This is a genomic window from Gibbsiella quercinecans (assembly GCF_002291425.1).
Classification (GTDB): Bacteria; Pseudomonadota; Gammaproteobacteria; order Enterobacterales; family Enterobacteriaceae; genus Gibbsiella; species Gibbsiella quercinecans.
In genome coordinates this window covers 3,643,827-3,655,514 of sequence record NZ_CP014136.1, presented here as the reverse complement: position 1 = coordinate 3,655,514, position 11,688 = coordinate 3,643,827, and the positions used below count along the sequence as shown (strand labels likewise).

The following is an 11,688-nucleotide window of genomic DNA, read 5'->3' as shown; positions in this document are numbered from 1 at the left end:
CAAAAACTTGAGGCGGTTATTTACCTGTACGCAGCAAAAACCCATAATACATTGATTTAATTTAACTATTATGGGTTAAACAACGGCGCATAACAGCAAGACCGCCGGTTGTTCCCTACGGATTCAGGATGGCCTTCACCTCGGCGGGCGTTAGCACAAGCCCAAAGAACTCATGGTAGAAACGCCAGGTTTCCTGCGTCATATCGATATCGGCGAAACGCGCGGGGTACAGCATTTTCGCCAGCCAAAGAAACTGCAACGCCTCTTCGCTGCTTTCCCGGCACCACCAGAACATTCCCCGGGGGTTGACGTAGACACGGTGATTTTTTATCGCGTTGATCCCTTGCCACTGCGGGGAATGCCGCATAACCTCGGCGTCCTTCTTGTTCATCACCACAATCACATCCGGGTTGGCCTGCGCGATGGTTTCCATCGGCACCTCGCCCGAACTGTTCGGCTTGCCACGGAACCAGTTTTCCGCCACGTTTTGCGCGCCGGCCAGATCCATCCAGTCCTGGTTCAGCGAAGGCCGGCCGGTGGTGATGAGCGCGCTCCCCATGCTGTGATAGAGCGTCACCTTTTCACTTGCCGGCAGCCCCTGCAAACGCTGGCGCACCCGCTGCACGTTATCGGCAAAGTATTGTTGATACTTCACCGCCTTGGCCTGCGCGTCAGGCCCAAGCACCTTGCCGGTTGCCAGCACCCGTTCGACCAACGCCTGCATCGAATTGGCCTTAAACGCCAGCACCTTCACCCCGGCGGCCGCCAGCATCTCTTTTTGCGGCAGTTGCATGTTTTCCGGCACGAACAGCAGCTCCGTGCGCAACCCAATAATCTGTTCCGGGTTGATCTCGTGGTTGCTATTCATACTGATGGCCGGCACATCCACAATGCCCGGGAACGCCTGCCTGAATAGCGGGATTTTCTGGGCAATGAGCGAGGTGCCGACGATATTCGGCCCATACCCCAGCATGGCGATAATGGTATTTTGCGCCGGCCACGGCGAAGCAATGCGAACCGCGCCGGCCGGCAGTTCGGCGCCCGGCTGGGCCAGGCCGCATACCGGCGCCAGTAATACACCGGCCGCCAACAGGGCGGCGCGGCAACAGCGAAGAAAAGTGAGAGGCATCGTTTTCAGCCACCCCTGCCCCCGCGAACGGCGGCAGGCGGTGTTCCTTATCATGGTGATTGATTAAAAATCAAAAGTGACGGAAGCCCGAACTTCGCGGCCGTTGCCAAGGAATGCGCTGGCGGAACTGCCGCTGCCATCGGTATCCCCAGGGAAGATAGAAGCCCAGTAGTGCTCGTTGGTGACGTTATTCACCCCAACCCGCCAGGTGGCCGGCACGTTCGAGATTTTGTGGCTGTAGCGTACGCCGAGATCCAGCGTGGTATAGCTGTCTGCCCAAGTGGTGTTGGTATTGTTGGCCGCACGTTTGCCGGTGTAATGCACGTTCGCGGTGTAGACCAGCTCCGGCATCGAAGGCAGGCCGTATTCCACCAGCAGGTTGCCCTGAACTTTCGGCACCCCGACCACCCGTTTATTGCTGGTGCTGGCCGATACGGTGTCTTTCAGCTTCGGATCAAGCAGCGTGATGCCGCTGTAGATATTCAGCCCCGGATAAACTTCGCCGCTGGCCGTCAATTCCAGGCCGTTATTCACCTGCTCGCCCTGTTCCTTGTAGACCATATCGTCAGGATCGACAAAGGCGAAGGGGCGTTTCAGGCGGAACACCGCCGTGCCTAAATTCATGCCGCCGACGTTGGCCTTCAGCCCCGCTTCCAACTGTTTACTGCGATAGGGGTTAAGCGTCTGGCCTTCGTTTTTCACCCCCTGGTCGGTCGGCGCGGTGCCGCCCTGCTCCAGGGAATCGGCATAGCTGATATAGGCCATCACCGCCGGGGTGATTTTGTACATCAACGCCGCCGTCGGGCTCAGGCCATTTTGATTCCCCTGGCTCGTCTTGCTGCCGGTACTGCTGTAGCTGCGCGTTTCCAGCCAGCTTTGGCTGAGGTAAAACATCGCCGACCACCGTGGGGTAAAGGTGATGGTATCGCCCACGGTAATGCTCTGCTGGCTGCTCTCATTGTTTTTGTAACGTGCGCCGTGCTTGCGGATTGTGCCATCGGAAGGCTCCTCCAGCGCCGACGGGGCGTAAATATTCGTGGTACCGAGATCATAGCGCGTGCTGCTTTCTTTAGCGGAATAGTTCGACCATTTATACCCGGTGGTGGCAAAGGCCAGATCGTGCCCGATGCCGCCGGTATCGGCGTGGCCGTTTAAGGTTATGGTGTTGCTCAACACCCTAAAGCGCCCGGCCGCCGCCGAATCGCTGAGCGAACGGCTGATATCGCCCTGATTATTGGTGATGGTGCTGCCGACCGAACGCATGGCGCGGTCAGCCTGCTGGTAGCCCACGCCGGCGGTCATATACCAGTCGGGCGAGAAGTAATGGATCAGGCGCGTGCTGGCGGTGGTGGTAGTGAGATCCATCCCGGCGCTGCTCAGAGTAAACGCTTTTTGTTTAGGATCCGGTGCTTTCGGCAGATCGATCCCTTTGCCGTAGCTAAAACTGCCAACGTAGCCTTTCTGGACGAATTCGTACTGGCTGGCATTGAGCTCCAGCTTGGTGCCCGGCTGAATATTCCAGTCCAACGCGATGGCGACCAGTTTGCGGCGCAGCGTACTGTCATCCACGTTGCCTTCGCCTTCTTCATTCAGCACATTCAGGCGATAGCCAAATTTTTTCTCATCGTCAAAGTGGCCGCCCAGATCGGCATGGCCGGAAATGGCGCTGCGGCTTTGATACCCCAGGGTAACCCGGTTTAACGGCTGATCCGTGGGGCGTTTCTGTACAAAGTTAAATTGCCCTGCCGGGCTGGCGGGGCCGTATAGCGCACCGGTCAGGCTGTTGAGAATATCCAGCCGCTCCAGCATTTCCACGGGGAAGGCGGTGGTGGAAACAATATTCAGCCCATCCATACGGCTATTGGCGACCACGCTGCCTTGCATGCCGCGGCTTTGCGGCCGGCCGACATCCATGCCCCCACGCGCCTGCATCTGGGTGCTGGGCGCATATTTCAGCAGTTCGCTCACGCTTCTCGCCTGCTGGTTATCGATCATATTCCGGGTAACGGTATTGGTAGAATATGGCGTATCTACCCAGTCTTTATCCCCTATCGGCCCTAAATTGATATCCTGCGTGACAAAGCCCGCCCCGGCGGCGGCGTCTTCCATTGAAGGCTGCGCCGCGTCTTTGGCGGTTACCACCATCAGTTCTTCCTGGTTCGCACTGCCGGCAGCCGCTTTCTGATCGGCATTTTTTTTAGCGGTTTCAGCCAGTGCTAAAGGCGATAGCAGACTGGCCAGCGCACATAATAAGAGCGCCTTCCTTTGATTATTATTCATATTCCACCCAGCGTTGTATAAAGCTTTATACTACGTTTAGCAAACGCTTATTTTAATGATCGCGATCATGCTTTTTTTATCCATAAATTATTAACACCGCCGGGTGAAAATTAATTTATCGATATTACTCAACGGCTGTAAATTAAATAACCATAAAGTAGTATTTATATAATCAATATAAAGAAGACCAGTTTCATTATATTATTTACTCGAAGCCGTAATCTCTATTTCACGCGCGGGTGAACGCCTGTGTTACAGTAATCGCGGGTCAATAAACGGGGTGGAATCAAGATGGAGCGCTTGAGCTGCGATCGCATGTTTGTCGCGATCTATGAACTCGGCAGTTTTGCCAAAGCCGCTGAGCGGATGAATACCAGCGCAGCCCAGGCCTCGCGGCTGGTCAGCCGCCTGGAAACCTATCTTGGCGTGCAGTTATTCAAACGCACCACCCGCGCGCTGGCACCAACCGATGTGGGCAAAGCCTATTATGAGCGCATCAAGCTGCTGCTGGAGGAATTGGATACGCTGGATATTGCGATCCGCAACGAAGCGGCGATGCCCTCTGGCCGCCTGCGCCTTTCCGCCCCCATTTCGTTCGGCTCGGCGCAATTAACCCTGGCGCTGACCGAGTTTGCCAGCCTGTATCCGGATATCCACCTGGATGTGAACTTCGCCGATCGCTTAGTGCATCTGGTCGATGAGGGGTACGATCTGGCAATACGCATCGGCAATCTGGCCGACAGCAGCATGATCGCCCGCAGGCTATGCGATGCGCGCATCGTTTACCTGGCTTCCCCGGCCTATCTGGCACGCTGCGGGGTGCCGCAAACCCCGCAGGCGCTGCTGGAGCACAGTTGCATTATCGATACCAACTTCCACGATCCCTTTAGCTGGAAATTCACCCTGGCGGGCAAAGAGCAAACGGTGACCATTCCCGGCCGCCTGCACTTTTCCAACGCCGAAGCCTGCCTGGTCGCGGCCAAACAGGGGCTGGGCATCACCCGTATCCCCAGCTTTATCGCCGGCCCCAGCCTGCAGCGCGGCGAAGTGACCGCCGTGTTGCAAACCATGGAATCGCCCGCGCTGGGTATTTATGCCGTTTACCCGGCGGCCCGTTCACTGGCCGGCACGGTGCGTACGCTGATCAACTTTCTGGTTGAACACTACCGTGGGGAACCGGAATGGGATCAAGGCTGGCAGTCATTATTATCAAAAACGTAATAATAAATCTCATTTTGGCGGATTAATGCGGATACAGGAAAGAGTGTATCTTGTTCCTACAGCAATGACGTTAATTTGAGGATACCAACATGATCGATAACAAAACCGCCCCGTATGCCGCCCTGCTGCTGCGTGTAGCATTAAGCATTCTGTTTTTTGCCCACGCCGGGATGAAAATTTTTGTCTTTACGCCAAGCGGCACCGCGGCTTTCTTTGGTTCCATCGGCCTGCCGGGCTGGCTGGCTTACGTGACCATTTTGTGGGAACTGTTTACCGCCGTAACGCTGCTGCTTGGCATCTGGAGCCGTATTACCGCGCTGCTTTCGATCCCGATCCTGCTGGGGGCGATTTTCAGCGTGCACATTCACGCAGGGTTCTTCTTCAATAACCCGAACGGCGGTTGGGAATTCCCGGCGCTGTGGATTGTCGGCCTGATTTCCCTGGCACTGATCGGCGACGGCCCTTATGCTCTGAAACCAAGCTGCAAACGCAAATAACCCACGCAGGCACTCTGCAATCGCCAGGGTGCCACCGCATAGCCCACAGCGGCCCAGGCAGGAGGAAACCATGTTAGTTGACGGTAAATGGATGGCGGACTGGCACCCGGTGCAGGCTTCAGATAAGCAAGGGCGCTTTCTGCGCCAGCAATCAAGCTTTCGCCACTGGGTCACGCCCGATGGCAGCGCTGGCCCAACCGGCGATGCCGGCTTCCAGGCGGAGCCGGGCCGCTATCATCTGTATGTGGCGCTGATCTGCCCCTGGGCCAGCCGCACCCTGATGGCGCGGAAACTGAAAGGGCTGGAACAGGCGATCGCCGTTTCGGTGGTGGAGCCTTATCTGGGCGATCAGGGCTGGCGCTTCGGCGATTACCCGGGCGCCACTCGCGATACCCTGAACGGCACCGATTATATTCACGAACTCTATACCCGCGCGGACGCCCACTATACCGGCCGGGCCACGGTGCCGGTGCTGTGGGATAAAAAGCGCCAAACCATCGTCAATAATGAATCGGCCGATATCTTGCGCATGCTGGACAGCGGGTTTGGCCCGCTGGCCAACGATGACTACTCGCTTTACCCGGCAGCATTGGCGCCCGAAATTGACGCACTGAATGCACGCATTTACCCGCAGTTGAACAATGGCGTCTATCGCGCGGGCTTTGCGACAACCCAGGCGGCCTACGAGGAAGCGGCCAACGGCGTATTCGCCATGCTGGACGAACTGGAAGCACGGCTGGCGCAGGCCGGCCCCTGGCTGTTGCGCACACAGTTTACCGAGGCGGATATTCGCCTGTTCGTCACCCTGGTGCGCTTCGACGTGGCCTATCACGGCCTGTTTAAATGCAACCTGCGCCAACTCAAAGACTACCCTGCGCTGCATCGCTATATGATGGCGATACTGGCTATCCCCGGCGTCAAAGAGACGGTCAATATTGATCACATCAAGCAGGGGTATTATTCCATCAAGGCGCTGAACCCGAATGGCATCGTGCCCATCGGGCCGATGTTGGCTGAATAACGGCAACGAGGAAAACTGATGACCCCATCATTGATAATCTTTTTGCACGGCGTTGGCAGCCGGGGCGATGATTTTACGCAACTGCCGCAGATCTGGCAGCAACGCTGGCCCAATGCCAGCTTCGCCATGCCCAATGCGCCGTGGCCGTTCAATTACGGCGGCGGCTACCAATGGTTTAGCGTCGACGGCGTGACCGAAAACAACCGCCTGGAGCGCATCGTGGCTGCCCGCGCGGGATTCGACCAGACCATTGCCCAGATCATGGCGCAGCACGGCCTGGCCGATCGCCCCCAGCAGGTGGTGTTGGTGGGCTTTTCCCAGGGATCGATTATGGCGCTGGATACCATCGCTTCCGGCCGTAGCCGCTACGGGGCCATCGTGGCCTTTTCCGGCCGGCTGGTGCCGCCTGCCGCCGCCCAGTTCGCCTTGGATACGCCGGTCGCGTTGATCCATGGCGACGCCGACAACGTGATCCCATGGCAGGAAAGCGAACGGGCGCAGCACGCACTGCAGCAGGCAGGCGTTGATAGCGAACTGCACGTGCTGGCGGGGCTTGGCCATAGCCTGTCCGCCACTGGCGTTAGCCTGGCGGAAACGTTTATTGCTCGCGTTGGCCACTGACGGCGCATTAACCCGCCAAATAGCGGGCGATGCGCGTTTTTTACGAGTAGCAAGAGGCTTCGCCGGGCGGGCGGGTTTTGAAGCGGCGATGTAGCCAAAGATATTGCTCCGGCGCTTTCATAATTTCCTGCTCGATAACGCGGTTCACATAGTTTGCCGCCGCCAGATTATCGTCATACGGGTAATGATGCAGTTCCGGTGAGATATTGAGCTGATACCCAGAGCCGTCGGGGTTACGCACCACCACGGCGCTGATCAACGCCGGTTTTGCCAGCCTGGCGATGGTGAACGTCCCATTGCTGGTGGCTGCTTGCTTAACGGCAAAAAACGGCACGAACACGCTGCCTTTCGGCCCGTTGTCATGATCGGGGGCAAACCAGACAACGCCGTCGTTGCGCAAAATATGCACCATGCCAATCAGGTTTTTACGGTCAACCAACGTATTGCCAGAACGCTCACGCCCCCATTTCTGCATGATTTCCAGCACCGCGTTATTATGCGGCCGGTACATGACTGTCATTGGCCGGCAATGCCCAAGCAGCCTGAAATGCAGCTCCAGCGTCATAAAGTGCACGCCGATGACGATCACGCCACGCTGGCAAGCGCTGGCGGCCGCCAAATTCTCTGCCCCCGTCACGCTGAACCACTTTTTGATGCGCCGATCGGACCAGAACCAGGCCATCCCGGTTTCCATCAGCCCGATACCCAGTGAAGAGAAATTATCTATCAGCAGCGTTTCCAACTCGCTGGCGGAACGATGGGGGAAGCTTAATGCCAGATTGCGTTTGGCAATGGCGACGCGGCGCTTCATAAAGCGCATGGAAAGGCGCCCCAGGCGGCAGCCTAACGCCAACAAAAATGCATAAGGTAACTGAACCAGTAAGAAGAGAACCGCCAGCCCAAACCACAGGCTCCAATAGCGGGGATGGAAATGACACAACTGCAGAGCAGGCCATCGAGCCATAATTATTTATCTCTGTGATGGATAATTCCCAATATGAACACAGGTTCCGCCCATAGCCGCTGTATTTGGCTATTCAGGCCGGTTTATAACACCAGAGCATGGCTTTATTCTGTGATTCACCGCCAGAACAAAACCGTTTTGCAGGCGAAAATTTGTGCAGTTTTACCTCGCACAGTGTGACACACTTCCCTGCATATTTATGTTACATCGCCCTTTTTCGGCAGAAATATTTATTCCTGCCGGCCGTGTGGGCTAATACCCCCCTCCGCTTATCTTTCAGCCCAATGCCGCGCACGGAAAACCCCGCCAAACGCCGCGGCGAAAGCGGGTGAAATTACACCGTTTTTCATTGACAGAAGATAGCGATCCTAAGATCATCCGAGGCATTTATCAGCCAACCCGAGACAGATGCCATTTACGGTCATCCTTACACGCCTCTCGGCCCACACCATGGCATGCGGATACGGCAGCAAACCGCCATATCGCTTCACGTTTACCCACCAGTCAGAGGCGATCATTATGTTCCATAAGCTGTTGCCACGGATTGATCTCCGCTATCTCATTACCAGCCTGGTGATTGCCAGCATTCTCATCACAGCACTGAACATACTGCTGGCGGCATTTCACGTGCAGCGCGAGGTGATGTTTAACAACACGCAGGAATCAAACCGCGTGGCGGCAATAAAGCTGGCCAATACCACCGAACTGTTCTTGCAAAACGCCTTCGCACAGCTTAGCTGGAGCGCAAAAATACTCGGCAACGACTTTAATAATGATGCGCTGCTCGAAAGCGAAGTCCGCCGGCTACACGGGCAAACCAGCAGTTTCAATTCGGTATTGGTGCTGAATAACTACAGGTTGGTTCGCACCATTGCGCCGGAAAATTTGAATGCCAAGGGAAGAGTGGCGACCAACGATGCGCTGGATAAGGCGCTCCATTTAGACGCACCGGCAGTCAGCCCGCCGTTTGTCACCGCAAACCATAACTATGTGGTGCTGATCACCGCCCCAATAAAGAATAAGAATGGGGAACGGCTTGGCTTGGTTGGCGGCTCTATTTATCTTGAAAAGAACAGTATTTTGAACCTGCTGCTCGGCCAGCAATACTACCGCGACGGCACGCGCCTGCGCGTGATGGATGCCGACGGCAACGTATTGTATGACAACGATAAAAAGGGTGGGAAATTGGAACCGTGGTCCTCTGGCCTGTTTGACCACGAAACCAGCGATTCAGCGTTGCTTGGCAGCACGACACAGGAGCAAACGCTGGCCGGCTTTGCGTTGATCCCCTCATCCGGCTGGACGGTGCTGGTGGATAAACCCGTGTCGACCACCCTGCATCCACTCACCGTTTTACAGCAGCGCGTGATTTGGAACGCCGCGCCCTGGGGCATCCTCACTACCATTCTGGCGCTAATCATCTCGCTGTTCCTGGCAAGACCATTATGGCAGCTTGCCGTGCAGGCCAGGCAAATGAACTCGCCGAAGACGATTGAAAATATCAGTATTATTCGCTCATGGTATTTCGAATCCCGCGAGATTAAACGCGCGCTGCTTGTCGGCCTGACGCTGCTGAACAAAAATATGAATGAGTTACGCCAAGAAACGCTGACCGATCCTATGACCGGTCTGTTGAACCGGCGGGGGCTGCAGTTCAAGCTGGAGCAGTGGCAGGTCATTAAGCAAGACTTCACCGCATTGGCGATAGATATTGACCATTTCAAACAGGTTAACGATACCTGGGGCCATGAAACCGGCGACGAAACCATCAAAAAGGTGGCACAGTTGCTGACCCGCTATTGCCGTGAAGAGGATGTGGTGTTCCGCCTGGGGGGAGAGGAATTTCTGGTGCTGATGCCAAACGCCGATCCGGCTCAGGGGCATGATATCGCTGAACGCCTGCGCGCCGGAATCGAAGCGAATAGCCTGATCGCCGGGCACACGGTCACCATCTCGGTTGGCGTGGCATTCAGCCAGGATAACGCCAACGCCGACGATGTGCTCAACTATGCCGATCAGGCGCTGTATCGTGCCAAAGCCGGCGGGCGCAACCGCGTGACCGTCTACAGTTGATTGCCGGCCATCTAAACGCCGCGTGAGAAAATGTGATAGCGCCCGCTGACTACGGGCCTAACAGCAAGGCCTGGATTTGCTTGGGTGAAACCGGTTTGGAAAAATAATAGCCTTGCGCCTCATCACAGCCGAATTCCTTGAGCATCAGCGCCGTTTCCTCATCTTCGACCCCTTCGGCAAGCACGATATAGTCCAGCTCTTTCAGCATCACAATGACATTTCTGACAATAATACGGCTGCCGGGATCCGTAGTGATCTGGCTGATTAACGAGCTGTCGAGCTTGATAATATCCAACGGTATACGGCGCAGATAGTTGATATTGCTATACCCGGCGCCGAAATCATCCAGCAAAATCCAGAAACCTATTTGCCTTAGCAGCCCCAGTTCATGCAGGGCGACGGTGCTTTCCAGCACCTTTTCCGTTTCCAGGCACTCAATGCGCAAATCGGCGGGGATAAGGCCGGCGGCATGCACCTGTTCTTCCAGCCGGTCGGCAAAGCCGGGTTGCGATAAATCGCTGACGTTCACGTTGATCGAAATAGGGATGCGAATGCCCATGGCGCGCCATTCTTTAAGTTGCGCCAGCGCCCTGGCGATAACCCATTTGGTAATATCGGCCATCACGCTGGTTTTCTCCGCCAGCGCAATGATCGTTGCCGGGGAGATATTCCCCCTCGCCGGGTGCTGCCAGCGCAACAGCGCTTCCACGCCTTCCATATGGCCGTCCGCCAGCGAGACTTTCGGCTGATAGACCAGGTAAATCTGCCCTTCGGATTCTATCGCCTCACCGAGATCGTACAGCAGCCTGAACTCATCGTTTCTTCTTTTATCCAGTTCAACATCAAAGGGTTGAACAGGCCGCATTTGCCTGATGGCTTCATGCAGGGCGCTGATCGCATGGCGAAAAACCTCATGTACCGAAGCCTGAACCGGTTTAAACGAAACATAGCCAGCATGGATATCAAGCGTGATATTCACGTCGGTGGTGATGTTTGCATCCGTTGACGCCAGGGATGCCGCTTTTTGAATAAGCCGTTTGGCATTGCGCGATTTAACCAAAACCGCATACCGGCCGGTGGCAAAGGCATATAACACCGTTTTTTTCCGCAGATTAAGCCGCAGGCGCAGCAATGAACTGAAGTCTTTCAACATGCGTTCTACCGCCGCGACCCCCAGATAACGGGAAAGCTCATAGGCTCTGGGCATATCAATACAGTCAAAGAGAATCAAACTGTAAGACGTATGCACCCCTTCTTCAGCCAGTTTTTCAATGTCCAGATGCAGTTGCCGCCGGTTCGGTAGCTCGGTCAAGGCATCAATACGGCCAATCGAGTAACGGGACTCAAGATAAACGCTGGCCAGCGCAGCAATGCGCAGAAAGCTGGCGATATCGTCTTGCGACGGGTGATGCGGGCAGCGATCGACTACACAGAGCGAACCCAACACATAGCCATCCCGCGTTCGCAACGGCGCCGCCGCATAGAAGATAACGGAGCCATCGCGAGCCACGCGGTGGTTTTTGAACCGCTGATCGGCACGCGTATCTGGGCAGATAACGGGGCCGCCGGCCGCCAGCGCTTGCTGATACAAGGCTTCGGCCATCGGCTGCCGGCCAACAGAAAAAGGCACATTTTTTGCGAATTTGATGTTTTGATAGGCATTATCAAAAATCGTCACGAAATAGCCTGGCACGCCCATGACCATGCTCGCCAGCCATGCAAACTCACCCAACGCCCGATCGCGCACGTTGTCTTCGGCTTTAAGCAGCTCAAGCGTAGCCAGTTTTTTTTCTTCGTTTTTATTCAGGCCAGTAAACACGTTGATTTTTATCCAATTGCAGACGTTATGGCCAATCTGCGCTTATGAAAAAAAGAAGTCCAT

Annotated in this window: 9 protein-coding genes; 5 read left to right on the top strand and 4 right to left on the bottom strand. The window is 55.7% G+C overall.

From position 1 onward, the window contains the following. Positions 1–115 precede the first annotated feature (115 nt). A complete protein-coding gene (locus ACN28Q_RS16850; RefSeq protein WP_095847393.1) occupies positions 116–1,129 on the bottom strand; it encodes an ABC transporter substrate-binding protein in 1,014 nt (337 codons plus the stop codon). A 63-nt stretch (positions 1,130–1,192) separates the two neighbouring features. Next, the gene (locus ACN28Q_RS16845) at positions 1,193–3,409 is read right to left on the bottom strand and encodes a TonB-dependent receptor (protein WP_095847392.1); all 2,217 of its coding nucleotides are present in this window, start codon (positions 3,407–3,409) and stop codon (positions 1,193–1,195) included. A 291-nt stretch (positions 3,410–3,700) separates the two neighbouring features. Here ACN28Q_RS16845 and ACN28Q_RS16840 point away from each other — a divergent pair, with 291 nt between their 5' ends. The 4 genes from ACN28Q_RS16840 (at position 3,701) to ACN28Q_RS16825 (ending at position 6,769) form a co-directional block, all read left to right on the top strand. After that, positions 3,701–4,630: a LysR family transcriptional regulator gene (locus tag ACN28Q_RS16840; RefSeq protein ID WP_095847391.1), complete on the top strand. Its 930-nt coding sequence runs from the start codon at positions 3,701–3,703 to the stop codon at positions 4,628–4,630. Between the two features lie 89 nt (positions 4,631–4,719). Next, positions 4,720–5,127 (top strand): DoxX family protein, encoded by a 408-nt coding sequence (locus tag ACN28Q_RS16835; protein WP_095847390.1) that lies wholly within the window; start codon positions 4,720–4,722, stop codon positions 5,125–5,127. Between the two features lie 70 nt (positions 5,128–5,197). Beyond that, a complete protein-coding gene (locus ACN28Q_RS16830; RefSeq protein WP_095847389.1) occupies positions 5,198–6,148 on the top strand; it encodes a glutathione S-transferase family protein in 951 nt (316 codons plus the stop codon). An 18-nt stretch (positions 6,149–6,166) separates the two neighbouring features. Continuing rightward, positions 6,167–6,769: an alpha/beta hydrolase gene (locus ACN28Q_RS16825; RefSeq protein ID WP_095847388.1), complete on the top strand. Its 603-nt coding sequence runs from the start codon at positions 6,167–6,169 to the stop codon at positions 6,767–6,769. A gap of 40 nt (positions 6,770–6,809) precedes the next feature. Here the strand turns inward: ACN28Q_RS16825 and lpxL are convergent, their stop codons facing one another. Further along, positions 6,810–7,733: an LpxL/LpxP family Kdo(2)-lipid IV(A) lauroyl/palmitoleoyl acyltransferase gene (gene lpxL / locus ACN28Q_RS16820; RefSeq protein ID WP_095847387.1), complete on the bottom strand. Its 924-nt coding sequence runs from the start codon at positions 7,731–7,733 to the stop codon at positions 6,810–6,812. Positions 7,734–8,252: 519 nt separating this feature from the next. Here lpxL and ACN28Q_RS16815 point away from each other — a divergent pair. Then, the gene (locus ACN28Q_RS16815; RefSeq protein WP_165907095.1) at positions 8,253–9,806 is read left to right on the top strand and encodes a sensor domain-containing diguanylate cyclase; all 1,554 of its coding nucleotides are present in this window, start codon (positions 8,253–8,255) and stop codon (positions 9,804–9,806) included. Positions 9,807–9,855: 49 nt separating this feature from the next. Here ACN28Q_RS16815 and ACN28Q_RS16810 read toward each other — a convergent pair whose 3' ends face one another. Continuing rightward, the gene (locus ACN28Q_RS16810; RefSeq protein WP_095847385.1) at positions 9,856–11,625 is read right to left on the bottom strand and encodes an EAL domain-containing protein; all 1,770 of its coding nucleotides are present in this window, start codon (positions 11,623–11,625) and stop codon (positions 9,856–9,858) included. Positions 11,626–11,688 lie beyond the last annotated feature (63 nt).

Excerpts from the sequence above, each read along its gene's own strand:
- ACN28Q_RS16850 (WP_095847393.1), bottom strand. The coding sequence starts at position 1,129 with ATGCCTCTCACTTTTCTTCGCTGTTGCCGCGCCGCCCTGTTGGCGGCC.
- ACN28Q_RS16845 (WP_095847392.1), bottom strand. The coding sequence starts at position 3,409 with ATGAATAATAATCAAAGGAAGGCGCTCTTATTATGTGCGCTGGCCAGT.
- ACN28Q_RS16840 (WP_095847391.1), top strand. The coding sequence starts at position 3,701 with ATGGAGCGCTTGAGCTGCGATCGCATGTTTGTCGCGATCTATGAACTC.
- ACN28Q_RS16835 (WP_095847390.1), top strand. The coding sequence starts at position 4,720 with ATGATCGATAACAAAACCGCCCCGTATGCCGCCCTGCTGCTGCGTGTA.
- ACN28Q_RS16830 (WP_095847389.1), top strand. The coding sequence starts at position 5,198 with ATGTTAGTTGACGGTAAATGGATGGCGGACTGGCACCCGGTGCAGGCT.
- ACN28Q_RS16825 (WP_095847388.1), top strand. The coding sequence starts at position 6,167 with ATGACCCCATCATTGATAATCTTTTTGCACGGCGTTGGCAGCCGGGGC.
- lpxL (WP_095847387.1), bottom strand. The coding sequence starts at position 7,733 with ATGGCTCGATGGCCTGCTCTGCAGTTGTGTCATTTCCATCCCCGCTAT.
- ACN28Q_RS16815 (WP_165907095.1), top strand. The coding sequence starts at position 8,253 with ATGTTCCATAAGCTGTTGCCACGGATTGATCTCCGCTATCTCATTACC.